This is a genomic window from Variovorax sp. P1_H2, from assembly GCF_056405295.1.
The window spans coordinates 14258-40320 of the sequence record NZ_JBFUCJ010000061.1 but is presented as its reverse complement, the minus strand read 5'-3'; the positions used below and the strand labels follow the sequence as shown (position 1 = coordinate 40320).

The window sequence follows — 26063 nt, the reverse complement described above, 5'->3', positions numbered from 1 at the left end:
GCTCCGGCCTCGGCGCCGGTTGCGCCCGCGGCAGGGGCGGGCCAGATCCCGGCCAAGTAAACGCGTGCGATCTCTTTGGCCGTCGAGTGAAAACGGCCGATTTTCAGGGTAAACTCTAAAGCTGTTCCGGAAAGCCAAAACCTTACAAGGTTCCTCATGCCATCCGGGCAGCAAAAACCGCGGTCGTGGTGAAATTGGTAGACACGCTATCTTGAGGGGGTAGTGGCGAAAGCTGTGCGAGTTCGAGTCTCGCCGACCGCACCAAATCTCACTGGCAGGAAATGTGCTTCCTGCCAGTGTCAAGCGGTGATAGAACCCCCTGATGAACCTCGATTCCTACCTTCCCGTCCTGTTGTTCATCCTGGTCGGCGTCGGGGTCGGCGTCGCTCCGCAGGTTCTGGGTTACATCCTCGGTCCCAACCGGCCTGATCGGGCCAAGAATTCCCCCTACGAATGCGGCTTCGAGGCTTTCGAAGATGCGCGCATGAAGTTCGACGTCCGGTACTACCTGGTCGCGATCCTCTTCATCCTGTTCGATCTCGAAATCGCTTTTCTCTTTCCCTGGGCCATTGCGCTCAAGGAGATCGGTGCCGTCGGCTTCTGGGCCATGATGATCTTCCTGACCATCCTCGTCGTGGGCTTCGTCTACGAGTGGAAAAAAGGCGCGCTCGATTGGGAATGACAAGGAATCCGCAAAATGGCCATTGAAGGCGTCATGAAGGAAGGCTTCGTCACCACCACCTACGACTCGGTGGTGAACTGGGCCAAGACCGGATCACTGTGGCCCATGACCTTCGGTCTGGCCTGCTGTGCCGTGGAAATGATGCATGCGGGCGCCGCCCGCTACGACATCGACCGCTTCGGCATGCTGTTCCGCCCCAGCCCGCGCCAGTCCGATCTGATGATCGTGGCCGGCACGCTGTGCAACAAGATGGCGCCGGCGCTGCGCAAGGTCTACGACCAGATGCCCGAGCCTCGCTGGGTGCTCTCGATGGGCTCCTGCGCCAATGGCGGCGGCTACTACCACTACAGCTATTCGGTCGTGCGCGGCTGCGACCGCATCGTGCCGGTCGACGTCTACGTGCCGGGCTGCCCGCCGACCGCCGAGGCGCTTCTGTACGGAATCATCCAGCTCCAGCAGAAGATCCGTCGCACCAACACGATCGCGCGCGCCTGAAAAGCGAGAGACATGACCGACTTTGCCATTTCTCCCGAGGCGCTGCAGACCCAGATCACCGAAACGCTTGGCTCCAAGGCGAAGAGCGTCACGCTCGCGCTGGGCGAGGTGACGGTGGTGGTCGGTGCCGCCGACTACCTCGAAGCCGCCACCCTGCTGCGTGACGCGCCGGGCTGCCGCTTCGAGCAGCTGATCGATCTCTGCGGCATGGATTACTCCGGCTACCGCGAAGGCGAGTGGGAAGGTGAGCGCTTCGGCGTCGTCTCGCACCTGCTGTCCGTGAGCCTCAACCAGCGCGTGCGCCTCAAGGTGTTCGTGCCCAACGAAGACCTGCCGGTCGTCGATTCGCTGACCGGCGTCTGGAATGCCGCCGGCTGGTTCGAGCGCGAGGCCTTCGACCTGTACGGCATCGTCTTCGAGGGCCACGACGACCTGCGCCGCATCCTGACGGACTACGGCTTCATCGGCCACCCGTTCCGCAAGGACTTCCCGGTGTCCGGCCATGTCGAGATGCGCTATGACGCGGAGCAGAAGCGCGTGATCTACCAGCCGGTCTCGATCGAGCCGCGCGAGATCACGCCCCGTGTGATCCGCGAAGACAACTACGGTGGTGGATTGCACTAATGAGCCCCCACGTTCATCACTTCGTGTATTCACTGCCCCCCGAGGGGGCGCGGCCTGCCCTTGGGGCGGCCCGGCGGGAGGCCTGATGGCCGAAATCAAGAACTACACCCTGAACTTCGGTCCCCAGCACCCCGCGGCGCACGGCGTGCTGCGCCTGGTGCTCGAGCTCGACGGCGAAGTCATCCAGCGCGCCGACCCGCACATCGGGCTCTTGCATCGCGCGACCGAGAAGCTCGCCGAATCGCGCACCTTCATCCAGTCGCTGCCCTACATGGACCGGCTCGACTACGTGTCGATGATGAGCAACGAGCACGCCTACTGCCTGGCGATCGAGCGCCTCATGGGCCTCGACGTGCCGCTGCGCGCACAGTACATCCGCGTCATGTTCGCCGAGATCACCCGGCTGCTGAACCACCTGCTGTGGCTCGGCGCGCACGGCCTCGACTGCGGTGCGATGAACATGCTCATCTACTGCTTCCGCGAGCGCGAAGACCTGTTCGACATGTACGAGGCCGTGTCGGGCGCGCGCATGCACGCGGCCTACTTCCGTCCTGGCGGCGTCTACCGCGACCTGCCGGACGCGATGCCGCAGTACAAGGTCAGCAAGATCAAGAACGCGAAGGCGATCGAGCGGCTCAACGAGAACCGCCAGGGTTCGCTGCTCGACTTCATCGACGATTTCTGCAAGCGCTTCCCGAAGATGGTCGACGAGTACGAGACGCTGCTCACCGACAACCGCATCTGGAAGCAGCGCACGGTCGGCATCGGCGTCGTCACGCCCGAACGGGCGCTCAACCTCGGCTTCACCGGTCCGATGCTGCGAGGTTCGGGCATCGCCTGGGACCTGCGCAAGAAGCAGCCCTACGACGTCTACGACCGCATGGAATTCGACGTGCCGGTGGGCGTCACGGGCGACTGCTACGACCGCTACCTGGTGCGCGTCGAGGAGATGCGCCAGGCCAACCGGATCATCCAGCAATGCTCGACCTGGCTGCGCGCCAACCCGGGCCCGGTGATCACCAGCAACCACAAGGTGGCGGCGCCGGCGCGCGAGTCGATGAAGGCCAACATGGAAGAGCTGATCCATCACTTCAAGCTCTTCACCGAAGGTTTCCATGTGCCCGAGGGCGAGGCCTATGCCGCCGTCGAGCACCCGAAGGGCGAGTTCGGCATCTATCTGGTAAGCGATGGCGCCAACAAGCCCTACCGCCTGAAGATCCGCGCACCGGGCTTCCCGCATCTGGCGGCGCTCGACGAAATGGCGCGCGGCCACATGATCGCCGATGCGGTTGCCGTGATCGGCACCATGGACATCGTGTTCKGCGAGATCGATCGATGAGCCACCCCATGCATTCCGACTCTTCATCCCACGGCAGCCAACCGGCGCTTTCGGCCGCCACGCTGGAGCGCTTCGCCCGCGAGGTCGCCAAGTACCCGCCGGCCGGCAAGCAGTCGGCCGTGATGGCCTGCCTGGCGATCGTGCAGCAGGACGAAGGCTTCGTCAGCGAACAGCGCGAGCGCGAGATCGCCGCCTACCTCGGCATGGCGCCGATCGCGGTGCACGAGGTCACGACCTTCTACAACATGTACAACCAGCGGCCGGTGGGCGCCTACAAGTTCAACGTCTGCACCAACCTGCCGTGCCAGCTGCGCGACGGTGCCAACGCCTTGGCCCATCTCGAGAAGAAGCTCGGCATCCGCATGGGCGAGACCACGCCCGACGGCCTGTTCACGCTGCAGCAGAGCGAGTGCCTCGGCGCCTGCGCCGATTCGCCCGTGATGCTGGTCAACGACCGCACCATGTGCAGCTTCATGAGCAACGAAAAGCTCGATCAGCTGATCGACGGCTTGCGCGGCGCGACCGCCAAGGGGGCCCAATGATGTCGCCCGAGCAAGTGCTCTCGCAGTTCCAGGCCACCGGTGTCCAGACCTGTTTTCATGACCGCCACATCGAGCCGCAGATCTACGCCGGCCTCAACGGCACCAACTGGCGGCTGGCCGACTACGAAGCCCGCGGCGGCTACAAGGCGCTGCGCAAGATCCTCAGCGAGGGCCTGACGCCCGACCAGGTGATCGCCGAAGTCAAGGCCTCGGGCCTGCGCGGCCGCGGCGGCGCCGGATTCCCGACCGGCCTCAAGTGGAGCTTCATGCCGCGCCAGTTCCCGGGCCAGAAGTACCTGGTCTGCAACTCGGACGAGGGCGAACCCGGCACCTGCAAGGACCGCGACATCCTGCAGTTCAACCCACACATCGTGATCGAGGGCATGGCCATCGCCGCCTATGCGATGGGCATCAGCGTGGGCTACAACTACATCCACGGCGAGATCTTCCAGACCTACGACCGCTTCGAGGAAGCACTGGAAGAGGCGCGCGCCGCCGGCTATCTCGGCGACGGCATCATGGGCAGCACCTACAACTTCCAGCTGCATGCGGCGCACGGCTTCGGCGCCTACATCTGCGGCGAAGAGACGGCACTGCTCGAATCGCTCGAAGGCAAGAAAGGCCAGCCGCGCTTCAAGCCGCCGTTCCCGGCCAGCTTCGGCCTCTATGGCAAGCCGACCACGATCAACAACACCGAGACCTTCGCCGCGGTGCCGTGGATCATCAACAACGGCGGCGTGGCGTACCTCGAGTGCGGCAAGCCGAACAACGGCGGCACCAAGATCTACTCGGTCAGCGGCGACGTCGAGCTGCCCGGCAACTACGAAGTGCCGATGGGCACGCCGTTCTCGAAGCTGCTCGAGCTCGCCGGCGGTGTCCGCAAGGGCCGCCAGCTCAAGGCCGTGATTCCCGGCGGATCGTCGGCGCCGGTGCTGCCGGCCGACATCATGATGCAGTGCACGATGGACTACGACTCCATCGCCAAGGCCGGCTCGATGCTGGGCTCGGGCGCCGTCATCGTGATGGACGACAGTCGCTCGATGGTCGAGTCGCTCAAGCGTCTCTCGTACTTCTACATGCACGAATCCTGCGGCCAGTGCACGCCGTGCCGCGAAGGCACGGGCTGGCTCTGGCGCGTGGTCGACCGCATCCACAACGGCCACGGCAAGGCCTCCGACATGGACCTGCTGAACTCGGTCGCCGACAACATCCAGGGCCGGACCATCTGCGCGCTGGGCGATGCCGCCGCGATGCCGGTGCGGGCCATGATCAAGCATTTCCGCCACGAGTTCGAGGCACTGATCCCGGGCTACGTCCCGAAGACGCCGGCCAAGGCCTGATGAGGGGCGCGAGAAAAATATATGGTTGAAATCGAACTCGACGGCAAGAAGGTCGACATCGTCGAAGGCAGCATGATCATGCATGCGGCCGACAAGGCGGGCACCTACATCCCGCACTTCTGCTATCACAAGAAGCTCAGCATCGCGGCCAACTGCCGCATGTGCCTGGTCGACGTCGAAAAGGCGCCGAAGCCGATGCCGGCCTGCGCCACGCCGGTGACGCAGGGCATGATCGTCCGCACCAAGAGCGAGAAGGCCATCAAGGCCCAGCAGTCGGTGATGGAGTTCCTGCTGATCAACCATCCGCTCGATTGCCCGATCTGCGACCAGGGCGGCGAATGCCAGCTGCAGGACCTGGCCGTGGGCTACGGCGGCTCCTCCTCGCGCTACGAGGAAGAGAAGCGCGTCGTGTTCCACAAGGACGTCGGCCCGCTGATCAGCATGGAAGAGATGAGCCGCTGCATCCACTGCACGCGCTGCGTCCGTTTCGGCCAGGAAGTGGCCGGCGTGATGGAGCTCGGAATGACGCAGCGCGGCGAGCACTCCGAGATCGAGACCTTCCTCGGCGATTCGGTCGACTCCGAGCTGTCGGGCAACATGATCGACATCTGCCCGGTCGGCGCGCTCACGAGCAAGCCCTTCCGCTACAGCGCCCGGACCTGGGAGCTGTCGCGCCGCAAGTCGGTCAGCCCGCACGAYTCSACCGGCGCCAACCTGATCGTCCAGGTCAAGAACAACCGCGTGATGCGCGTGGTTCCGCTCGAGAACGAAGACGTCAACGAGTGCTGGATCGCCGACCGCGACCGTTTCTCGTACGAGGCCCTCAACGGGCCCGAGCGCCTGACGCAGCCGATGCTCAAGCAGGGCGGTCAGTGGCAACAGGTCGACTGGCAGACCGCGCTCGAATACGTCGCCAACGGCCTCAAGCAGATCAAGGCCGATCACGGCGCCCGGAGCATCGGCACCTTGGTCAGCCCGCACAGCACGCTCGAGGAACTGCAACTCGCCAAGATGCTGACGCAAGCCCTGGGCAGCAACAACATCGACCACCGCCTGCGCAACGCCGAGTTCGGCGCGGCCGGAGGCATCCGCTGGCTCGGAACCTCGATCGCCTCGCTGTCGCAGCTGCAGCGCGTGCTGGTCGTGGGCTCGAATCTGCGCAAGGACCATCCGCTGTTCGCGCAGCGCATCCGCCAGTCGGTGCGCAAGGGTGGCGCATTGAACGCCATCACCTCGCCCGAGCTGCTGGCCGATGCCGACGCCTGGGCCATCCCGCTCGCGAATGCGGTGCGCATGCCCGCCGACCAATGGGTCGACGCGCTGGTGGAGCTCGCCGGCGCGATCGCCGAGAGCACCGGTGCCGTTGCGCCGTTGGCGCTCGGCGACGCCCCCAGCGACGCCGCCAAGTCCCTGGCCGCATCGCTGCTTGGCGGCGAACGCAAGGCGATCCTGCTCGGCAATGCCGCTGCCCACCATCCTCGCGCGAGCAGCCTGCTGRCGCTCGCCAACTGGATCGGCGGCCAGACCGGTGCCAGCGTCGGCTACCTGACCGAAGCCGCCAACACGGTCGGCGCGCAGCTGGTCGGCGCATGCCCCAAGGACGGCGCCCTGAACGCGGGCCAGATGCTCGCGGGCGGTCTCAAGGCGGCGCTGCTGCTCAACACCGAGCCGGTGTTCGATTCGGCCGCGGGCGAGTCCGCGATCGAAGGCCTCGCGCACGCGCAGATGGTCGTCACCTTGAGCCCCTTCAAGGCCAACCTCGAATTCAGCGACGTGCTGCTGCCGATCGCGCCGTTCACCGAAACGCCGGGCAGCTTCGTCAATGCCGAGGGCCGCGTGCAGAGCTTCCATGCGGTCGTCAAGCCGCAGGGCGAAGCGCGTCCGGCCTGGAAGGTGCTGCGCGTGCTGGCCAATCTGCTGGGCCTGCCGGGCTTCGCGTTCGAGTCCACCGCCGACGTGCTGGCCGAGCTTGGTTCGCCGACCCAGGTGGCGGCCGACAAGCTGTCCAACGCCACCGTCGCCGGCATCGATACCAGCGCCGCGCCACAACCGGCTCCGGTGGTCGCGAGCATCTACCAGCTCGACTCGATCGTGCGCCGCGCACCTTCGCTGCAACTCACCGCCGACGCCCGCCAGGCAGCGGCCGCGCAGGAGGTGTCGGCATGATCGACGCGCTGCACGGCTTCGGCCTGGGCCTGGTGTCCGCGGGCTGGTGGGCCGGCTTCCTCTGGCCGGTGATCTGGACCCTGATCAAGATCATCGTCGTCGTGATCCCGCTGATGGGCGCGGTCGCCTACCTCACGCTGTGGGAGCGCAAGGCCATCGGCTTCACGCAGATCCGCATCGGCCCCAACCGCATCGGCCCGCTGGGCCTGCTGCAGCCGATCGCCGACGCGCTCAAGCTGCTGACCAAGGAAATCATCCTGCCGACGGTCGCCAACAAGGGCTTGTTCCTGCTCGGCCCGATCATGACGATCATGCCGGCGCTGGCCGCCTGGGCGGTCATTCCCTTCGGACCCGAAGTGGCGCTGGCGAACATCAACGCCGGGCTGCTGTTCGTGATGGCCATCACCTCGCTCGAGGTCTACGGCGTGATCATCGCGGGCTGGGCCTCGAATTCGAAGTACGCCTTCCTGGGCGCGCTGCGCGCCTCGGCCCAGATGGTCAGCTACGAAATCGCGATGGGCTTCTGCTTCGTCGTCGTGCTGATGGTCTCGGCCAGCCTCAACATGACCGACATCGTGACCGGGCAGGGCAGGGGCCACTTCGCCTCGTTGGGCATCGGCTTCCTGTCGTGGAACTGGCTGTCGCTGCTGCCGATCTTCGTCGTCTACTTCATCTCGGGCCTGGCCGAGACCAACCGCCACCCCTTCGACGTCGTCGAAGGCGAATCGGAAATCGTCGCCGGCCACATGATCGAGTACTCGGGCATGAGCTTCGCGATGTTCTTCCTGGCCGAGTACGCCAACATGTGGCTGGTCTCGATCCTGTGCGCGGTGCTGTTCCTCGGCGGCTGGCTGCCTCCGTTCGACTTCCTGGCCTTCATCCCGGGCTGGATCTGGCTCGGCATCAAGACCTTCTGCGTGGTCACGATGTTCCTCTGGGTCCGCTCGACCTTCCCGCGCTTCCGCTATGACCAGATCATGCGGCTGGGCTGGAAGATCTTCATTCCGGTCACGCTGGTGTGGCTGGTGGTGGTCGGCGCCTGGATGCAGACCCCCTTCAACATCTGGAAATAACTGGAACTGCCATGACTGCGCCCTCCGCCAGCGCGCTTGCGCGCTCCTCGACGACCGCGTCCGCACCGTTCTCGCTCAAGGACTTCCTGTCCAGCTTCATGCTGGTGGAACTGTTCAAGGGCCTGGCGCTGACCGGCAAGTACGCCTTCAGCCGCAAGATTACCGTCCAGTTCCCGGAAGAGAAGACGCCGCTGTCGCCGCGCTTTCGCGGCCTGCACGCGCTGCGCCGCTACGAGAACGGCGAAGAGCGCTGCATCGCCTGCAAGCTCTGCGAGGCCGTCTGCCCGGCGCTCGCGATCACGATCGAATCCGAGGTGCGTGACGACGGCTCGCGCCGCACCACGCGCTACGACATCGACCTGACCAAGTGCATCTTCTGCGGCTTCTGCGAAGAGAGCTGCCCGGTCGACTCGATCGTCGAGACCCACATCTTCGAATACCACGGCGAGAAGCGAGGCGACTTGTACTTCACCAAGGACATGCTGCTCGCCGTCGGCGACCGCTACGAAAAAGAAATCGCCGCCAACAAGGCGGCGGACGCCAAGTACCGCTGAAGCGGCTGGCCCGAACCTCGAAGAAAACGAATCCGATCCATGGACGTCAAGACCGGTCTGTTCTATCTGTTTGCCGCGGTGCTGCTGTTCGCGGCCTTCCGCGTCATCACCGCGCGCAACCCCGTGTATGCGGCGCTCTACCTGGTGCTGGCGTTCTTCCAGGCATCGGCCATCTGGCTCCTGCTGCGCGCGGAATTCCTCGCGATCTCGCTGGTGCTGGTCTACGTGGGGGCGGTGATGGTGCTGTTCCTGTTCGTGGTGATGATGCTGGACATCAATGTCGAAGGCCTGCGCGAGGGCTTCTGGAAGCACTTCCCGCTGGCCGCCGGCGCCGGCGCGCTGATCGCGCTCGAGATGGCCGCGGTGCTGATGGGCGGCTTCCGCCTGAGCGCGCCCAAGAGCCCGCTGGCCACCGGTCCGGACACCTCGAACACGCTCGAACTCGGCAAGCTGCTCTATACGCAGTATCTCTACCCGCTGGAGATTGCCGCCGTGATCCTTCTGGTGGCGATCGTCGCCGCCATCGCGCTGACCTTGCGCCGGCGCAAGGACAGCAAGTACGTGAACCCGGCCGACCAGGTCCGCGTCAAGGCGCGCGACCGCGTGCGCATCGTCCAGATGCCTGCCACGCGCCAGGCTGAACCGGTCGCGGAACAACCCGCGGCCGCAGCGGAGACCAAGGCATGACGCTCACGCTCGGACACTTTCTTTCGCTCGGCGCGATGCTGTTCGCGCTGTCGGTGATCGGCATCTTCCTGAACCGCAAGAACCTGATCGTGCTGCTGATGTGCGTGGAGCTGATGCTGCTCGCGGTCAACACGAACTTCGTCGCCTTCTCGTACTTCCTCGGCGACATGCACGGACAGGTCTTCGTCTTCTTCATCCTGACGGTCGCGGCCGCCGAGTCGGCCATCGGGCTGGCGCTGCTGGTGCTGCTGTTCCGCAACAAGTCGAACATCAACATCGACGAGCTCAACGCGCTCAAGGGCTGAAGAAGGTTTACTCATGAGCGCTACTCTTTCCGCATCCTCCCTGCTGATCGTTCCGCTGGCGCCGCTGGTCGGCGCCGTCGTCTCCGGCCTGTTCGGCACCAAGTTCGGCGGCAACCAGATCGGCCGCCGGATCACGCATTCGCTGACCATCCTCGGCGTGCTGCTGTCCTTCATCATTTCCGCCATGACGCTGCAGAGCGTGGTGAGCGACGACGCGCATTTCAACGCCACCATCTACGAATGGATGACGGTCGGCGGCCTCAAGATGGAAGTCGGCTTCCTGGTCGACGGCCTGACCGCGATGATGATGTGCGTCGTGAGCTTCGTGTCGCTGATGGTCCACGTCTACACCATCGGCTACATGGAAGACGACGAGGGCTACAACCGCTTCTTCGCCTACATCTCGCTGTTCACCTTCTCGATGCTGATGCTCGTGATGAGCAACAACATGCTCCAGCTGTTCTTCGGCTGGGAGGCGGTGGGCCTGGTGTCCTATCTGCTGATCGGCTTCTGGTACAACCGGCCGTCCGCGATCTTCGCCAACTTGAAGGCCTTCGTGGTCAACCGCGTGGGCGACTTCGGCTTCATCCTCGGCATCGGCCTGATCGCCGCCTACGCCGGGACGCTGAACTACGGCGAAGCCTTCGCCAAGGCCGACGCGCTGGCCAAGATCACCTTCCCGGGCACCGAGTGGATGCTGATCACCGTGATCTGCATCTGCCTGTTCATCGGCGCGATGGGCAAGAGCGCGCAGTTCCCGCTGCACGTCTGGCTGCCCGACTCGATGGAAGGCCCGACCCCGATCTCGGCGCTGATCCACGCCGCGACCATGGTCACGGCCGGCATCTTCATGGTGGCGCGCATGTCGCCGCTGTTCGAACTGAGCGACACGGCGCTGAGCTTCATCCTCGTGATCGGCGCCATCACTGCGCTGTTCATGGGCTTCCTGGGCATCATCCAGAACGACATCAAGCGCGTGGTCGCCTATTCGACGCTGTCGCAGCTCGGCTACATGACCGTCGCGCTCGGCGCCTCTGCCTACTCGGCGGCCGTGTTCCACCTGATGACGCACGCCTTCTTCAAGGCGCTGCTGTTCCTCGGCGCCGGCTCGGTGATCATCGGCATGCACCACAACCAGGACATCCGCTGGATGGGCGGCGTGCGCAAGTACATGCCGATCACCTGGATCACCTCGCTGATCGGGTCGCTCGCGCTGATCGGCACGCCGCTGTTCGCCGGCTTCTACTCGAAGGACACCATCATCGAGGCGGTCCACGAGAGCCACCTGTGGGGTTCCGGCTTCGCCTACTTCGCGGTGCTGGCGGGCGTGTTCGTCACGGCCTTCTATTCGTTCCGCATGTATTTCCTGGTGTTCCACGGCAAGGAGCGCTTCGACCAGAATCCGGACGCGCACCACGACGACCATGGCCACGGCCACGGCGACCACCACGAGCCGCACGAGTCGCCGTGGGTGGTCTGGCTGCCGCTGGTGCTGCTGGCCATTCCGTCGGTCGTGATCGGCTTCATGACCATCGAGCCGATGCTCTACGGCGGATTCTTCAAGGGTGCGATCGTCATCGACGACACCCAGCACGAAGCCATGAAGGAACTGGCCGAGGCCTTCCACGGTCCGATGGCCATGGCCGTGCACGGCCTGACCGCGGCGCCGTTCTGGCTCGCGCTCGCCGGCGTGCTCCTGTCCTGGTACATGTACCTGGTGAACCCGGCGCTGCCGGCCGCGATCAAGCGCGCCTGCGGCCCGATCTATCGCTTGCTCGAGAACAAGTACTACATGGACTGGTTCAACGAGAACGTCATCGCGCGCGGCACCCGCGCACTGGGCACCGGTCTCTGGAAGGGCGGCGACCAGGGAATCATCGACGGCGCCATCGTCGACGGCTCCTGGAAGCTGGTCGGCCGCATCGCCGGCGCGGTGCGCTGGCTGCAGTCGGGCTATATCTATCACTACGCCTTCTCGATGCTGCTCGGCATCTTCATCCTGATGTCGTACTTCGTCTGGTTCAAGCGCTAAGCGGCTCTCTGGAGAAAAGCAAAAATGGGTTTGTTGAGCCTTGCCATCTGGATGCCGATCATCATCGGCACCGCGCTGTTGGCCTTCGGTCGGGAAGAGCACGCCACGGGTGTCCGCTGGGTCGCGCTGATCGGTTCGGTCGCGAGCTTCCTGGTCACGCTGCCGCTCTGGTCGCGTTTCCAGAACGGCACCGCCGCGATGCAGTTCGTCGAGAAGGAGCGCTGGATCGAGCGCTTCAACATCAATTACCACATCGGCCTGGACGGCATTTCGCTCTGGCTGGTGCTGCTGACCGCCTTCATCACCGTGATCGTCGTGATCTCGGCCTGGCAGGTGATCACCGAGCGCGTGAACCAGTACATGGGCGCTTTCCTGATCCTCTCGGGCTTCATGATCGGCACCTTCTCGGCGCTGGACGGCCTGCTGTTCTACGTCTTCTTCGAAGCCACGCTGATCCCGATGTACCTGATCATCGGCATCTGGGGCGGCCCGAACAAGATCTACGCGKCCTTCAAGTTCTTCATCTACACGCTGCTCGGCTCGCTGCTGATGCTGGTCGCGCTGATCTACCTGTACAACCAGTCGGGCGGCAGCTTCGACATCCTGAGCTGGCACAAGCTGCCGTTGTCGGGCACGGCCCAGACCTTCCTGTTCTTCGCCTTCTTCGCCTCCTTCGCGGTCAAGGTGCCGATGTGGCCGGTCCACACCTGGCTGCCCGACGTGCACGTCGAGGCGCCGACCGGCGGCTCCGCGGTGCTGGCGGCGATCATGCTGAAGCTCGGCGCCTACGGCTTCCTGCGCTTCTCGATGCCGATCGCGCCCGACGCCTCGCACGAATGGGCCTGGCTCATGATCGCGCTGTCGCTGATCGCCGTGATCTACGTCGGCCTGGTGGCGCTGGTGCAGCAGGACATGAAGAAGCTGGTGGCCTATTCGTCGGTGGCCCACATGGGCTTCGTGACGCTGGGCTTCTTCATCTTCAACGAACTCGGCGTGTCCGGCGGCATCGTCCAGATGATCGCCCACGGCTTCGTCTCGGGCGCGATGTTCCTGTGCATCGGCGTGCTCTACGACCGCGTGCATTCGCGCCAGATCGCCGACTACGGCGGCGTGGTCAACACCATGCCCAAGTTCGCTGCCTTCGCGCTGCTGTTCGCGATGGCCAACTGCGGCCTGCCGGCCACCGCCGGTTTCGTCGGCGAGTGGATGGTGATCCTCGGTGCGGTCAAGGCCAACTTCTGGCTCGGCCTCGGCGCCGCCACCGCGCTGATCTTCGGCGCCGCCTACACGCTGTGGATGTACAAGCGGGTCTACCTGGGCCCGGTGGGCAACGACCACGTCAAGGAACTCAGCGACATCGATGCGCGCGAGTTCATGATGCTGGCGCTGCTCGCCATCGCGGTGCTGTGGCTGGGCCTCTACCCGAAGCCCTTCACCGATGTGATGAACGCGTCCGTCGATGGGCTGCTCCAGCACATGACGGTTTCCAAGCTGCCTTGATTGAATCCACGCTGAACAAGAGAACGAGATGATTGACAAACTCAGCTGGATGACGATCTACCCCGAGGCGGTGCTGCTGATCATGGCCTGCATCATCGCGCTGGTCGATCTGTCCTCGACCAGCCCGCGCCGCACCGGCACCTACGTGCTGACTCTGCTCACGCTCGCGATCATCGCGGTGCTGACCGGCTTCAACGCCTCCCTGGGCAAGACGATCTACGGCTTCGGCGGCATGGTCGTCAGCGACCCGATGGGCAACTGGCTCAAGTGCTTCTCGACCCTGGCGCTGATGGTCACGCTGGTCTACGGCCGGCCCTACGCGGCCGACCGCGGCATGCTGCACGGCGGCGAGATGTTCACGCTGAGCCTGCTGGCGCTGCTGGGCATGTTCGTGATGATGTCGGGCAGCAACTTCCTGCTGATCTACCTCGGCCTCGAACTGCTGACGCTCTCGAGCTACGCCCTGGTGGCCCTGCGCCGCGACAACGCGGTCGCCAGCGAGGCGGCCATGAAGTACTTCGTGCTCGGCGCGATGGCCAGCGGCTTCCTGCTGTACGGGATGTCGATGATGTACGGCGCCACCGGCTCGCTCGACATCAACGAGGTGTTCAAGGCGATCGCCAGCCGCCAGGTGAATCACCAGGTGCTGGTGTTCGGCCTGGTCTTCATCGTCGCCGGCCTGGCCTTCAAGGTCGGTGCCGCGCCGTTCCACATGTGGGTGCCGGACGTCTACCAGGGTGCGCCGACCGCGATCACGCTGATGATCGGCGCGGCGCCCGAACTGGCTGCCTTCGCGATCATCATCCGGCTGCTGGTCGAGGGCCTGCTGCCGCTGGCGATCGACTGGCAGCAGATGCTGGTGCTGCTGGCCATTGCGTCGCTGCTGGTCGGCAACCTGGCCGCCATCGCGCAGACCAACCTCAAGCGCATGCTGGCCTACTCGACCATCGCGCAGATGGGCTTCATGCTGCTCGGCCTGGTGGCGGGCGTGGTCAACGGCAACACCTACAACGCCCAGTTCGCCTACAGCGCGTCGATGTTCTACATGATCACGTACGTGCTCACGACCCTGGCGAGCTTCGGCATCATCCTGCTGCTGGCGCGCGAAGGCTTCGAAAGCGAGGAGATCACCGATCTCGCCGGCCTCAACCAGCGCAGCCCGCTCTATGCCGGCGTGATGGCGATCGCCATGTTCTCGCTGACGGGGATTCCGCCGCTGGTCGGCTTCTACGCCAAGCTGGCGGTGCTGCAGGCGCTGATCGCCTCGGGCCAGGCGTTCTACATCGGACTCGCGGTGTTCGCGGTCGTGATGTCGCTGATCGGCGCCTTCTATTACCTGCGTGTGGTCAAGGTGATGTACTTCGACGCTCCGGTCACGGCCAGCACGGTCTCGGCACCGGGCGACGTCCGCACCGTGCTGACGCTCAACGGCGCCATGATCCTGATCCTCGGCATCCTGCCCGGCGGCCTCATGACGCTGTGCGCGAACGCGATCGTGGCCACCCTGGCCACCTGAGCGCGCCGTGTCGCAGAGCGCGTCGGTCTGGATGGTACTGGGGGTCGCGCTGCTGGCGGCCAATCTGCCTTTCCTCAACGAGCGCCTGCTGGGGCTGGTGCCGCTCGCCGCGCTGCGCAAATCGCTGGCGATCCGGCTGGCCGAACTGGTGCTGCTCTATCTGGTCGTCGGCGCGATCGGCCTGCTGTTCGAGCGCCGGGTCGGGCAGATCGCGTCGCAGGGCTGGGAGTTCTACGCCGTGACGGGTGCCTTGTTCGTCGTGCTGGCGTTCCCGGGCTTCACCTGGCGCTACCTCATGAAGCATCGCCACAGCGCGCAAGCACACTGACATGACCGACAAACACCTCAAGGAAGAGCTCACTGCCAGCGAACTGCTGTTCAAGGGCAACTTCCTGCACGCCAAGCGCGACACGGTGCGCCTGCCCGACGGCCACAGCGCGACGCGCGAGTACGTGGTGCACCCGGGCGCGGTGGTGGTGGTGCCGCTGCTCGACGACGGCCGCGTGGTGCTCGAGCGCCAGTACCGCTACCCGATCGGCCACGTGATGACCGAATTCCCAGCGGGCAAGCTCGATGCGGGCGAGGAGCCGCTGCTCTGTGGCCAGCGCGAGCTGCTCGAGGAAACCGGCTACGCCGCCCGCGAATGGGCCCGCGCCGGCGCGATGCACCTGGCGGTCGCCTACTCGACCGAGATCATCCACGTCTATTTCGCGCGGGGCCTGACGCTGGGCGACCGGCAACTCGACCACGGCGAGTTCCTCGACGTGATCACGGCCACGCCCGACCAATTGATGGCCTGGTGCCGCGACGGCACGGTGTCGGATGCCAAGACGCTGACCTGCGCCCTGTGGCTGCAGAACGTGTTGTCGGGCGCCTGGGCGCTCGATTGGCACGACGCATCTTTGCCAGCCGGCCGATAATCGCGGGATGAAGGTCCTCAACCTCCAGTGCGCCCATGGCCACGGCTTCGAGGGGTGGTTTGCGTCTCAGGATGCATTCGACACCCAGCTTGCCGCCGGCCTCGTGGAGTGCCCGATGTGCGGCAACACCGCCATCACCAAGCTGCTGGCCGCGCCGCGGCTGAACCTCGGCAATGCCAGGCCGCCGGTCGAGGCGACGCCGGCCGAGTCCCCGGCCGCCGATTCGCCGGAGGCGCGCTGGCTGCGTGCCGTGCGCGAGGTCATTGCCCAGACCGAGGATGTCGGCGACCGCTTCGTCGACGAAGCCCGCAAGATGCACTACGGCGAGGCGCAGGAGCGCGGCATCCGTGGCCAGGCGACGCCCGAGCAGGCCCGCTCGCTGGCCGACGAAGGCATCCCCGTCTTCACGCTGCCGCTGCCGGCAGCCTTGAAGGAAACGCTGCAGTAGGCCGCTTGTCAGGCGGCTTCGGCCGCAGGCTGGGGATCCGCCGTGAATTGCAGCGCGGCGAGCCGCGCATAGACGCCGTTCTGCGCCACCAGCGCCGCGTGGGTTCCCTGCTCGACGATGCCGCCGTGGTCCAGCACCACGATGCGGTCGGCCTTCTGCACCGTGGCCAGCCGGTGGGCGATGACCAGCGTGGTACGGCCCGTCATGGCGGATTCGAGTGCCGCCTGCACCATCCGCTCGCTCTCGGCGTCGAGCGCGCTGGTGGCTTCGTCCAGCAACAGCAGCGGCGGATTCTTGAGCATTGCGCGCGCGATCGCGATGCGCTGGCGCTGGCCGCCCGACAGGCGCACGCCGCGCTCGCCCAGGAAGGTGTCGTAGCCCTCGGGCAGGGCCCGCAGGAAGCCGTCCGCGAAGGCGGCACGGGCGGCGGCATGGACCTCCTCGACGCTGGCATCGGGCCGGCCATAGCGGATGTTCTCGAGCGCGCTGGCCGAGAAGATGACCGCATCCTGCGGCACCAGGCCGATGCGCCGGCGCAACGCATCGAGGGACAGTGCCGTCAGCGGCCTGCCGTCGAGCGTGATGCGGCCGGCCTGCGGGTCGTAGTAGCGCAAGAGCAGCTGGAACACCGTGCTCTTGCCGGCGCCGCTCGATCCGACCAGTGCCACGGTCTCGCCGGGCGCGACCTGGAGACTGAAGTCGCGCAGGGCCGGGGTGCCGGGCCGCGAGGGATAGTGGAAGCCCACGCCCTCCAGGCTCAGGGCGCTGCCGGCGGCGGGTACCGCCGACTCGACCGGCCGTTCGGGCGACAGGATCACCGGCCGGGCATGCAGCAGTTCCATCAGGCGCTCGGTGGCGCCGGCGGCTCGCAGCAGGTCGCCGTAGACCTCGCCGAGCACCGCGGCGGCGCTCGCCAGGATGATCACGTAGACCACGGTCTGGCCCAGGTGTCCGGCCGTGATGTCGCCGCGCAGTACCGCCTGCGTGCCCTGGTAGAGGCCCCACAGCAGCGCCGCCGAGGTGGCGATGATGATGAAGGCCACCAGCACCGAGCGTGCACGGGTGCGGCGCACCGCGGTGCGGAAGGCGCTGTCGGTCGAGGCGTCGAAGCGGGCCGCTTCGCGGGCCTCGGCGGTGTAGCTCTGCACCACCGGGATCGCGTTGAGCACCTCGGCCGCGATCGCGCTGGAGTCCGCCACCCGGTCCTGGCTGGCCCGCGAGAGCTTGCGAACCCGCCGGCCGAACCACATGCTCGGCAGCACCACCAGCACCAGGATGCCGAGCACCTGCACCATCACGTAGGGATTGGTCCAGACCAGGATCGCCAGGGCGCCGACGCCCATGACCGCGTTGCGCAGCCCCATGCTGAGCGAGGAGCCGACCACCGTCTGGACCAGCGTGGTGTCGGCGGTCAGGCGCGACAGCACCTCGCCGGTCTGGGTGGTCTCGAAGAATTCGGGGCTCTGCCGCAGCACGTGGGCGTAGACCGCGTTGCGCAAGTCGGCCGTGACTCTTTCGCCGAGCCAGCTGACCGTGTAGAAGCGCGCCGCCGAGAACAGCCCCAGCGCCACCGCAACGGCGAACAGGGCGACGAAATGCTCGCGCAGCGCCATCGTCTGCGCCCCCTTGTCGGTCGAGACCAGGCCGCCGTCGATCAGGCTGCGCAAGGCGAGCGGGAACACCAGGGTGGTCGCTGCCGCCAGGACCAGGAACACGATCGCCAGGATGATTTGGGTGCGGTAGGGGCGCAGGAAAGGCGCCAGACCCGTCAAGGACTTTGGCGATCCTTTGGCGGGCGAGGGGGAGGAGGAGGCCATATCGCGGCCATTCTAGCGAAACGCTTGCCCCACCAAAGGCCGCCTTGACAGTAATTGCCGAGGCAAATATTATTCGGGTATGTCCGAATCCAAGACCCCCGAAGTGCGCCCCGCGCCGGCTTCGCCCGGCCGACTGCCGGCGGCCGCGGCTTTCTACAAGGCCGAGACCTACCGCGCGGAGGAGAGCATCGGCTACCTGATGCGCCGCATCCTGAGTGCGGTGGCCCAGTCGGTGGAGCAGCAGATGTGCGAGCCGGGCAGCCCGACCTACCCGCAGTGGGTGCCCTTGCACAAGCTGCACATGGGCAAGGTGACCACGGTCGCCGAGTTGGCGCGCGAATGCGAGCTCGACACCGGGGCCATGACCCGCCTGCTCGACCGGCTGGAGGCCAAGGGCCTGTGCCGCCGGGTGCGTTCGGTCGCCGACCGGCGCGTGGTCCACATCGAGCTCACCGACGAGGGCCGCGCGGCGGCCCGCGAAGTGCCCGAAATCCTCAGCCGGGTGCAGAACGAGCATCTGGCTGGTTTCAGCAACGAGGAGTGGGAGCAGCTCAAGGGCTACCTGCGCCGCATCCTCGACAACGCGCAGGCCTTGTCGGCCCGTGGAGAAGAAAAAGATGAATCGACCCCTTCCTGAGCACCCATTGCGCCGTCCAGGCGCGCTCGCCGCCGCCGTGCTGGCACTGGCCGTCGCCGGCTGCGCCGACATGGGCGCGGTGGCCTCGAACCCGAAGATGCAGACTGCCGAGACCCTCGGCCTTGCCGCCGCCCCGGCCGCCCAGGCGATGCCGGCGCTCGACAGCCAATGGTGGCTGGCCTTCGGCGATCGGCAGCTCGACGCGCTGATCGACCAGGCCATCGCGGGCAACCCGAACCTGCAGATCGCCCAGGCCCGGCTGGCGCGCGCCCAGGCCGCCGTGTCGACGGCCTCAGCGGCCGACAAGCCGCAGATCAACGGCTCGCTCGACCTCATGCGGCAGAAGTTCAGCGACAACTACATCTACCCGGCGCCGCTGGGCGGCTCGATCCAGGAGACCGGCACGCTGCAGTTGAGCGCCGGCTGGGAGCTCGACTTCTTCGGCAAGAACCGCACCGCGATCGAGGCCGCGATCGGCACGGCGAATGCCGCCGCCGCGGAGGCCGACGCCGCCCGCATCCTGCTGGCCAGCAACGTCGCCCGCGGCTACGTCCAGTGGGCTCGGCTGAACGACCGGCTGGTGGTGGCGCAGCGCGCACTGGCGCAGCGCGAAGAGCTGCTCAAGCTGGTGCGTGACCGCGTGGCGGCCGGGCTCGACACGCGCCTGCAACTCAAGCAGAGCGAGAGCAGCGTGCCCGAGGCGCGCCAGCAGATCGAGGCCCTGGTCGAGCAGATCGCGATCGCGCGCCATGCGCTCGACGCCCTGGTGGCCAAGCCCGACGCGACGCAATCGCTGACGCCGCCGCGCCTGGGCAACTTCAAGGCGCTGGCCTTGCAGCAGACCATCCCCGCCGACCTGCTGGGCCGGCGCGCCGACATCGCCGCCGCCCGCTGGCGCGTGGAAGCCGCCGGCAGCGACGTCGCCAACGCCAAGACCCAGTTCTATCCCAACGTCAACCTGGTGGCCTTCGCGGGTTTCCAGAGCATCGGCTTCGACAACCTCCTGAAGTCGGGCAGCCAGCAGTGGGGCGTCGGCCCCGCGATCCGGCTGCCGATCTTCGAGGGCGGCCGCCTGCGCGCCAACCTGCGCGGCAAGTCGGCCGATCTCGACGCCGCGATCGACAGCTACAACACCACCGTGTTCGACGCCGTGCGCGATGTCGCCGACCAGGTCACCAGCGTGCAGTCGGTGGCCCGCCAGCAGGTCCAGCAAAAGGAGGCGCAGGACGCCGCCGAGGCCGCCTACGACATCGGCCTGCAGCGCTACAGCGCCGGGCTCGGCAACTACCTCGACGTGCTGACGGCCGAAGTCACGGTGCTGGCGCAGCGCCGCGACGGTGTCGACCTCGCCGGTCGCGCGCTCGAGAGCCAGGTCGGGCTGGCGCGCGCGCTGGGCGGCGGCTGGCAGCCGCCGGACAGCGCCCACGCCGCCGCCGCGCCCGCGCCCCAGCACCCCTGAACACTTCCGAACATCGCTCCGAATCCGAAAGACACTGTCATGGAAAACAGCAACACCCCCCCAGCCGCTGCGCCTGTCGAGTCCGTCGCCCCGGCGCCTGCCGCCGGCAGCAAGCGCCGCCGGGCGCTGACCACGCTGGCCTCGGTCGTGGTCCTCGCCGGCGTCGGCTGGGCCGCCTACGAATGGCTGGTCGCGAGCCACTATGAATCGACCGACAACGCCTACGTGCAGGGCAACGTGATCCAGATCACGCCCCAGATCGGCGGTACCGTGATGGCGATCATGGCCGACGACACCGACCTCGTGAAAGCCGGCCAGCCGCTGGTGCAGCTCGACCCCTCGGACGCCAAGGTGGCGCTCGAGCAGGCCGAGGCGGCGCTGGCGCAGGCGGTGCGCCAGGCCCGCACGCTCTATGTCAACAACGGCTCGCTGGCGGCCCAGGTCACGCTGCGGCAGGCCGACATCGCGCGCGCGCAGAGCGACATCGCGCGCGCCCAGGACGACCTCAAGCGCCGCCAGGCGCTGGCCGGCAACGGCGCGGTGTCGAAGGAGGAACTGAACCATTCCGAGACCGCGCTCGCCAACGCCAAGAGCCAGCTGGCCGCGGCGCAGGCCGGCGTGCTGTCGGCGCGCCAGCAGCTTGCCAGCAACGAGTCGTTGACCGAAGGCACCAGCGTCGAGCAGCATCCCAGCGTGCTGGCCGCCGCCGCCAAGGTGCGCGAGGCCTACCTCGCGACCCAGCGCGTCGCGATGCCGGCGCCGGTCGAAGGCTATGTGGCCAAGCGTACGGTGCAGCTCGGCCAGCGCGTGGCCGCCGGCACGCCGATGATGTCGATCGTGCCGCTGAACCAGCTGTGGGTCGATGCCAACTTCAAGGAAGTGCAGCTGCGCAACATCCGCATCAACCAGCCCGTGAAGCTCACGGCCGACCTGTACGGCAAGAAGGTCGAGTACGACGGCCGGGTGGCCGGCCTCGGCGTCGGCACCGGTGCGGCCTTCGCGCTGCTGCCGGCGCAGAACGCCACCGGCAACTGGATCAAGGTGGTGCAGCGGGTGCCGGTTCGCATCGCGCTCGACCCCGAGCAGCTGAAGGCCAACCCGCTGCGCGTCGGCCTTTCGATGGACGCCGAGATCGACGTCGCCAAGAAGGACGGCAAGGCGCTGGCCGAAGTGCCGCGCGGCAGCGCGCTGATCCAGACGCAGGTCTACAGCCAGCTCGACAGCGGCGCCGACGCCGTGGTCCAGCGCATCATCGCCGCCAACCTCGGCCGTGACCCGGCGCCCAAGGCACCGGCGGCCAGCGGCCGGCAGGTCTCGCCGATCTCTTCGCAAGCCCATCCGGGCTGATCGGGCGACCGCGCGCGATGTCGAACGCCACCGCTCCCACGCCGATCCAGCCGCTCGAGGGTTCCGCCCGCGTCTGGGGCACCATCGCGCTCTCGGCCGCGACTTTCATGAACGTGCTCGACACGTCGATCGCCAACGTCTCGCTGCCGGCCATCGCCGGCGACCTCGGCGTCAGCTCGACGCAAGGCACCTGGGTCATCACCAGCTTCGCGGTGGCCAACGCCATCGCGGTGCCGCTGACCGGTTGGCTCACGCAGCGCTTCGGACAGGTGCGCCTGTTCATGGCCAGCGTGCTGCTGTTCATCATCAGCTCCTGGCTGTGCGGGCTGGCGCCCAACATGACCACGCTGATCGCCTTCCGCGCGCTGCAGGGTTTCGTCGCGGGTCCGATGATCCCGCTGTCGCAGACGCTGCTGCTGTCGAGCTATTCGCGTGCCAAGGCCGGCCTGGCGATGGCGATGTGGTCGATGACCACGCTGGTCGCGCCGGTGATGGGGCCGCTGCTCGGCGGCTGGATCACCGACAACATTTCCTGGCCCTGGATCTTCTACATCAACATCCCCGTCGGCCTGCTGGCCGCGGGCATCACCTGGGCCATCTACCGCAAGCGCGAGAGCGCGACCCGCAAGGTGCCGATCGACGGCATCGGGCTGGCACTGCTGGTGCTCTGGGTCGGCGCCATGCAGCTGATGCTCGACAAGGGCAAGGAGCTCGACTGGTTCCATTCGGCCGTGATCCTGACGCTGGCGGTGGTGGCCGTGGTCGGCTTCGCCTTCTTCCTGATCTGGGAGCTGACCGACAAGCACCCGGTGGTGGACCTGTCGCTCTTCAAGCGGCGCAACTTCTGGTCGGGCGCGTTCGCGACCGCGGTGGCCTACGGCCTGTTCTTCGGCAACGTGGTGATCCTGCCGCTGTGGCTGCAGCAGTACATGGGCTACACGGCGACGCAGGCCGGCATGATCATGGCGCCGGTCGGCATGCTGGCGATCATCTTCTCGCCGATCGTCGGTCTCACGGTCGGCAAGGTCGACCCGCGCCGCTACGCGACCTTCTCGTTCCTGGTGTTCGCGCTGGTGCTGTGGATGCGTTCCAACTTCAACACCCAGGCCGACTTCTGGACCATCATGATCCCGACCATCATCCAGGGCGTGGCGATGGCCTTCTTCTTCATCCCGCTGGTGACGATCACCTTGTCGGGCCTGCCGCCGGACCGGATCCCGGCGGCCTCGGGGCTGTCGAACTTCCTGCGGATCACCGCGGGCGCGGTCGGCACCTCGGCCGCGACCACTTTGTGGGAGAACCGGGCGGCGCTCCATCATGCGCAGCTGGTCGAGTCGGTGAACAGCGGCAGCTCGGCGGCGAACAGCGCCATCGCCAACTTCGGCGCCAGCGGCTTCGGCCCCGAGCAGGTGCTGGGGCAGATCAATCGCCTGGTCGACCAGCAGTCCTTCATGCTGGCTTCGAACGATGTGTTCTACGGCTCGGCGATCCTGTTCCTGTTCCTGATCCCCTTGGTCTGGCTCGCGAAGCCGGCGCGAGGCACCGGCGCCTCGGACGCAGCCGCCGGCGCGCACTGATCTTCGGCCGGCGCAGCCAGGCCCGTCGGTGAAACACCGCGGATCTGGCTCYGCCAGTCCGCTGGTGTTGCCCCCGGTAGGGGGTGGGCGGGCTACACGCAGTGAGCCCAACCTGGGGGCGAGCTTAGGTTGCATTGCAGCATAGGCATTTGCCCCAGTAGGCAAGTTTCGTTACGCCCGCAAACAATGCGGTCCGCGCTACCAAGTGCGCATACATGGACCGCATGAACGACTTTTTCTGCCAGCCAACGGGTGACCGCGCGAGATGAGCGACATCATTCTCGAAACACGCCAGCTCACCAAGGAATTCAAGGGCTTCACCGCGGTCAGCAAGGTCGACCTCTCGGTCGTGCGCGGCTCGATCCATGCGTTGATCGGGCCCAATGGCGCGGGCAAGACGACCTGCTTCAACCTGCTCACCAAGTTCCTCGAGCCGACCACCGGCACCATTCTTTTCAACGGGATTGACATCACGAAYGAGCGGCCGGCGCAGATTGCGCGGCGCGGCATCATCCGCTCGTTCCAGATTTCCGCGGTGTTCCCGCATCTGACCCTGCTCGAAAACGTGCGGCTCGGACTGCAGCGCGCGCTGGGCACCTCCTACCACTTCTGGAAGAGCGAGAAGTCGCTGAAGCCGCTCGATGCCCGGGCCCGCGTGCTGCTGGCCGAAGTCGGCCTCGAGGACCTGGCCGACGAGCTGACCGTGAATCTCCCGTACGGCCGCAAGCGTGCGCTCGAGATCGCCACCACCCTCGCGATGGAGCCCGAACTGATGCTGCTCGACGAGCCGACGCAGGGCATGGGCCACGAGGACGTGCACCGGGTGGCCGAACTCATCAAGCGCGTGTCGGCCGGCCGCACCATCCTGATGGTGGAGCACAACATGAGCGTGGTCTCGACCATCGCCGACACGATCACCGTGCTGCAGCGCGGCGCGGTGCTGGCCGAAGGGCCGTACGCCGAGGTCTCGCGCAACCCGCAGGTGATGGAGGCCTACATGGGCACCACCGACGGCCAGCTGCAAGGGGCGCACTGATGTCGATCCCCGCACTGGAAATCAAGGGCCTGCAGGCCTGGTACGGCGAATCGCACGTGCTGCACGGCGTCGACATGGTGGTGCAGCCGGGCGAGGTGGTCACGCTGCTGGGCCGCAATGGTGCCGGCCGCACCACGACGATGCGTGCCGTGCTCGGCCTGACCGGCGCCCGCAAGGGCAGCATCAAGGTCAACGGCACTGAAACGATCCACATGGCGACGCACCGCATCGCGCACCAGGGCATCGGCTATTGCCCCGAGGAGCGCGGCATCTTCGCCAGCCTGTCGTGCGAAGAGAACCTGCTGCTGCCACCGCCGCTGAAGGGCGCCGGCAAGGGCATGTCGGTGGACGAGATCTACGCCATGTTCCCCAACCTGGCGGAGCGCCGCAACAGCCAGGGCACGCGCCTGTCGGGCGGCGAGCAGCAGATGCTGGCGGTGGCGCGCATCCTGCGCACCGGCGCCCGGCTGCTGCTGCTCGACGAGATCTCCGAAGGCCTGGCGCCGGTGATCGTGCAGGCGCTGGCCCGCATGATCACGATGCTGCGAAGCAAGGGCTACACGGTGGTGATGGTCGAGCAGAACTTCCGCTTCGCGGCGCCGCTGGCCGACCGCTTCTATGTGATGGAGCACGGGCGCATCGTCGAGAAGTTCGGCGCCGCCGAGCTCGAGTCCAAGATGCCGGTGCTCAACGAGCTGCTCGGCGTTTGACTGTTCCTTTTATCGCAACCTGTTGATTGGACGGAGAACCTCCATGAAGAACCAGTTCAGCGCATTGACCCTGGCCATCGCCGCGATGGCGCTCGCTTCCGGCACCGCACAGGCCCAGGAAAAAGTGAAGATCGGCTTCGTCACCGACATGTCGAGCCTGTACGCCGACCTCGAAGGCAAGAACGGCGCGCTCGCGATCCAGATGGCGATCGACGACTTCGGCGGCAAGGTGCTGGGCCAGCCGATCGAGCTCCTGACCGCCGACCACCAGAACAAGGCCGACATCGCGGCCTCGAAGGCCCGCGAGTGGATCGACACCGAAGGCGTGACGATGGTCTTCGGCGGCACCAACTCCGGCACGGCGCTGGCCACCGCGAAGGTGGCGCAGGAAAAGAAGCGCGTGTACTTCAACAACGGCGCTGCATCGTCGGCGCTCACCAATGAGCAGTGCAGCCCGTACACGGTGCACTACGCCTACGACACGGTCGCGCTGGCCAAGGGCACCGGCGCGGCGGTGGTCGACCGCGGCGGCAAGTCGTGGTTCTTCCTGACGGCCGACTATGCCTTCGGCCACGCCCTCGAGGCCGACACCGCCGCGGTGGTCAAGGCCAAGGGCGGCACGGTGGTCGGCACGGTGCGCCATCCGCTCAACGCATCGGATTTCTCGTCCTTCCTGCTGCAGGCTCAGAACTCCAAGGCGCAGATCCTCGGTCTCGCCAACGCCGGCGGCGACACCATCAACTCGATCAAGGCGGCGAAGGAATTCGGCATCGGCAAGACCATGAAGACTGCGGGCCTGCTGATCTTCCTGAGCGACATCCACAGCCTGGGCCTGAAGAACACCGAAGGCCTGCTGCACACCACCAGCTGGTACTGGGACCTGAACGACGACACCCGCAAGTTCTCGAAGCGCTTCTTCGACAAGACCAAGCGCATGCCGACCGACATCCAGGCCGCCGACTACTCGGCCACGACGACCTACCTGAAGGCGGTGCAGGCGGCCAAGACCACCGACGCCGACAAGGTGATGGCCGAGCTCAAGAAGACGCCGATCAACGACTTCTACGCCAAGGGCGTGATCCGCGCGGACGGCCGCATGGTGCACGACATGTACTTGGTCGAGGTCAAGTCGCCGGCCGAATCGAAGCAGCCCTGGGACTACCTCAAGGTGAATGCCAGGCTGCCGGGCGACGAGGTCTTCACGGCCAAGGCCGACTCCAAGTGCGCGCTCTCGAAATGACGCGCCGACGCCACGAT

Annotated in this window: 25 protein-coding genes and 1 tRNA gene; 25 read left to right on the top strand and 1 reads right to left on the bottom strand. The window is 66.4% G+C overall.

Annotated elements, in window-relative coordinates:
- Window positions 1-179 precede the first annotated feature (179 nt).
- The 18 genes from AC1D2E_RS20410 to AC1D2E_RS20325 all read left to right on the top strand — a co-directional run bounded on the left by AC1D2E_RS20410 (window position 180) and on the right by AC1D2E_RS20325 (window position 16223).
- Window positions 180-264 (top strand) — tRNA-Leu (locus AC1D2E_RS20410).
- Between the two features lie 58 nt (window positions 265-322).
- A complete protein-coding gene (locus tag AC1D2E_RS20405; protein WP_478199084.1) occupies window positions 323-682 on the top strand; it encodes an NADH-quinone oxidoreductase subunit A in 360 nt (119 codons plus the stop codon).
- A 15-nt stretch (window positions 683-697) separates the two neighbouring features.
- The gene (locus AC1D2E_RS20400) at window positions 698-1177 is read left to right on the top strand and encodes a NuoB/complex I 20 kDa subunit family protein (RefSeq protein ID WP_021008163.1); all 480 of its coding nucleotides are present in this window, start codon (window positions 698-700) and stop codon (window positions 1175-1177) included.
- Between the two features lie 12 nt (window positions 1178-1189).
- Window positions 1190-1801 carry an NADH-quinone oxidoreductase subunit C gene (locus AC1D2E_RS20395; RefSeq protein WP_478199083.1) on the top strand — a complete coding sequence of 204 codons (612 nt, stop codon included), beginning with the start codon at window positions 1190-1192 and terminating at the stop codon, window positions 1799-1801.
- An 85-nt stretch (window positions 1802-1886) separates the two neighbouring features.
- A complete protein-coding gene (locus AC1D2E_RS20390; RefSeq protein ID WP_478199082.1) occupies window positions 1887-3140 on the top strand; it encodes an NADH-quinone oxidoreductase subunit D in 1254 nt (417 codons plus the stop codon).
- Window positions 3141-3148: 8 nt separating this feature from the next.
- Complete coding sequence (locus AC1D2E_RS20385; RefSeq protein WP_478199081.1) at window positions 3149-3682, top strand: NADH-quinone oxidoreductase subunit NuoE family protein; 534 nt, start codon at window positions 3149-3151, stop codon at window positions 3680-3682.
- A complete protein-coding gene (gene nuoF / locus AC1D2E_RS20380; protein ID WP_478199080.1) occupies window positions 3682-5022 on the top strand; it encodes an NADH-quinone oxidoreductase subunit NuoF in 1341 nt (446 codons plus the stop codon). The genes AC1D2E_RS20385 and nuoF overlap by 1 nt, the downstream gene beginning before the upstream one ends.
- Window positions 5023-5043: 21 nt before the next feature.
- Window positions 5044-7188, top strand: coding sequence for an NADH-quinone oxidoreductase subunit NuoG (nuoG, locus tag AC1D2E_RS20375; RefSeq protein ID WP_478199079.1), 2145 nt, complete (start codon window positions 5044-5046; stop codon window positions 7186-7188).
- Window positions 7185-8261 (top strand): NADH-quinone oxidoreductase subunit NuoH, encoded by a 1077-nt coding sequence (nuoH, locus tag AC1D2E_RS20370; protein WP_478199078.1) that lies wholly within the window; start codon window positions 7185-7187, stop codon window positions 8259-8261. The genes nuoG and nuoH overlap by 4 nt, the downstream gene beginning before the upstream one ends.
- 11 nt (window positions 8262-8272) lie before the next feature.
- The gene (gene nuoI / locus AC1D2E_RS20365) at window positions 8273-8815 is read left to right on the top strand and encodes an NADH-quinone oxidoreductase subunit NuoI (RefSeq protein WP_286529791.1); all 543 of its coding nucleotides are present in this window, start codon (window positions 8273-8275) and stop codon (window positions 8813-8815) included.
- A 39-nt stretch (window positions 8816-8854) separates the two neighbouring features.
- A complete protein-coding gene (locus AC1D2E_RS20360) occupies window positions 8855-9502 on the top strand; it encodes an NADH-quinone oxidoreductase subunit J (protein WP_478199077.1) in 648 nt (215 codons plus the stop codon).
- On the top strand, window positions 9499-9807 hold the full coding sequence (nuoK, locus tag AC1D2E_RS20355) for an NADH-quinone oxidoreductase subunit NuoK (RefSeq protein ID WP_478177542.1): 309 nt from the start codon (window positions 9499-9501) through the stop codon (window positions 9805-9807). Before AC1D2E_RS20360 ends, nuoK begins: the two co-directional genes overlap by 4 nt.
- Window positions 9808-9820: 13 nt before the next feature.
- A complete protein-coding gene (gene nuoL, locus AC1D2E_RS20350; RefSeq protein WP_478199076.1) occupies window positions 9821-11839 on the top strand; it encodes an NADH-quinone oxidoreductase subunit L in 2019 nt (672 codons plus the stop codon).
- Between the two features lie 24 nt (window positions 11840-11863).
- Complete coding sequence (locus AC1D2E_RS20345; RefSeq protein WP_478199075.1) at window positions 11864-13339, top strand: NADH-quinone oxidoreductase subunit M; 1476 nt, start codon at window positions 11864-11866, stop codon at window positions 13337-13339.
- A 28-nt stretch (window positions 13340-13367) separates the two neighbouring features.
- Entirely contained in the window at window positions 13368-14855 is a 1488-nt protein-coding gene (gene nuoN / locus AC1D2E_RS20340) for an NADH-quinone oxidoreductase subunit NuoN (protein WP_478120784.1), read from the top strand.
- 7 nt (window positions 14856-14862) lie between these two features.
- Window positions 14863-15183, top strand: coding sequence for a DUF2818 family protein (locus AC1D2E_RS20335; RefSeq protein WP_478199074.1), 321 nt, complete (start codon window positions 14863-14865; stop codon window positions 15181-15183).
- 1 nt (window position 15184) lies between these two features.
- Window positions 15185-15775: an NUDIX domain-containing protein gene (locus AC1D2E_RS20330; RefSeq protein ID WP_478199073.1), complete on the top strand. Its 591-nt coding sequence runs from the start codon at window positions 15185-15187 to the stop codon at window positions 15773-15775.
- 7 nt (window positions 15776-15782) lie between these two features.
- Window positions 15783-16223: a DUF1178 family protein gene (locus AC1D2E_RS20325; protein WP_478199072.1), complete on the top strand. Its 441-nt coding sequence runs from the start codon at window positions 15783-15785 to the stop codon at window positions 16221-16223.
- An 8-nt stretch (window positions 16224-16231) separates the two neighbouring features.
- On the opposite strand, the gene AC1D2E_RS20320 is transcribed toward AC1D2E_RS20325, so the two are convergent.
- A complete protein-coding gene (locus AC1D2E_RS20320; protein WP_478199071.1) occupies window positions 16232-18040 on the bottom strand; it encodes an ABC transporter transmembrane domain-containing protein in 1809 nt (602 codons plus the stop codon).
- Between the two features lie 79 nt (window positions 18041-18119).
- Here AC1D2E_RS20320 and AC1D2E_RS20315 point away from each other — a divergent pair, with 79 nt between their 5' ends.
- The 7 genes from AC1D2E_RS20315 (at window position 18120) to AC1D2E_RS20285 (ending at window position 26046) form a co-directional block, all read left to right on the top strand.
- A complete protein-coding gene (locus AC1D2E_RS20315) occupies window positions 18120-18677 on the top strand; it encodes a MarR family winged helix-turn-helix transcriptional regulator (RefSeq protein ID WP_478199070.1) in 558 nt (185 codons plus the stop codon).
- Entirely contained in the window at window positions 18658-20136 is a 1479-nt protein-coding gene (locus AC1D2E_RS20310; protein ID WP_478199069.1) for an efflux transporter outer membrane subunit, read from the top strand. The genes AC1D2E_RS20315 and AC1D2E_RS20310 overlap by 20 nt, the downstream gene beginning before the upstream one ends.
- Window positions 20137-20175: 39 nt before the next feature.
- Window positions 20176-21483 carry an EmrA/EmrK family multidrug efflux transporter periplasmic adaptor subunit gene (locus AC1D2E_RS20305; protein ID WP_478199068.1) on the top strand — a complete coding sequence of 436 codons (1308 nt, stop codon included), beginning with the start codon at window positions 20176-20178 and terminating at the stop codon, window positions 21481-21483.
- A 17-nt stretch (window positions 21484-21500) separates the two neighbouring features.
- A complete protein-coding gene (locus AC1D2E_RS20300; protein ID WP_478199067.1) occupies window positions 21501-23060 on the top strand; it encodes a DHA2 family efflux MFS transporter permease subunit in 1560 nt (519 codons plus the stop codon).
- 265 nt (window positions 23061-23325) lie between these two features.
- Window positions 23326-24096 (top strand): ABC transporter ATP-binding protein, encoded by a 771-nt coding sequence (locus AC1D2E_RS20295; RefSeq protein ID WP_478199066.1) that lies wholly within the window; start codon window positions 23326-23328, stop codon window positions 24094-24096.
- Window positions 24096-24806, top strand: a complete 711-nt coding sequence (locus AC1D2E_RS20290; protein WP_478199065.1) for an ABC transporter ATP-binding protein — start codon at window positions 24096-24098, stop codon at window positions 24804-24806. The genes AC1D2E_RS20295 and AC1D2E_RS20290 overlap by 1 nt, the downstream gene beginning before the upstream one ends.
- A gap of 43 nt (window positions 24807-24849) precedes the next feature.
- The gene (locus AC1D2E_RS20285; RefSeq protein ID WP_478199064.1) at window positions 24850-26046 is read left to right on the top strand and encodes an ABC transporter substrate-binding protein; all 1197 of its coding nucleotides are present in this window, start codon (window positions 24850-24852) and stop codon (window positions 26044-26046) included.
- Window positions 26047-26063: the final 17 nt, after the last annotated feature.